The sequence below is a fragment of the Priestia sp. SIMBA_032 genome, assembly GCF_046535215.1.
Lineage (GTDB): Bacteria > Bacillota > Bacilli > Bacillales > Bacillaceae_H > Priestia > Priestia aryabhattai.
In genome coordinates this window covers 1-232 of the sequence record NZ_JAWRXD010001651.1, presented here as the reverse complement: position 1 = coordinate 232, position 232 = coordinate 1, and the positions used below count along the sequence as shown (strand labels likewise).

General features: G+C 32.8%; 1 protein-coding gene. It reads left to right on the top strand.

Features of this window, described 5'->3' with window-relative positions; genetic code table 11:
* On the top strand, positions 1–232 hold a 232-nt coding region (locus SB717_RS39865; RefSeq protein ID WP_410908891.1), incomplete at both ends, for an ABC transporter substrate-binding protein.

Genomic DNA, 232 nt, shown 5'->3' with positions numbered 1-232 from the left:
CCTATATCCAGAAGGAGTATACTTCAACCCTATAATTTATAAAGATCTTGGACTAACTGCTCCAGAACAAGTGAAAACTGTAAAAGCACAAGAGAAAATTTCATTTGAAAAACTTGCTGAACTTAACCCAGATTATATTTTCTTACAATATGAGGCAAGTGAAAATAAAAACCCGAAAGTGTTAGAAGAAATTGAAAGTAATCCAATTTGGCAAAGTATGAATGCTGCGAAG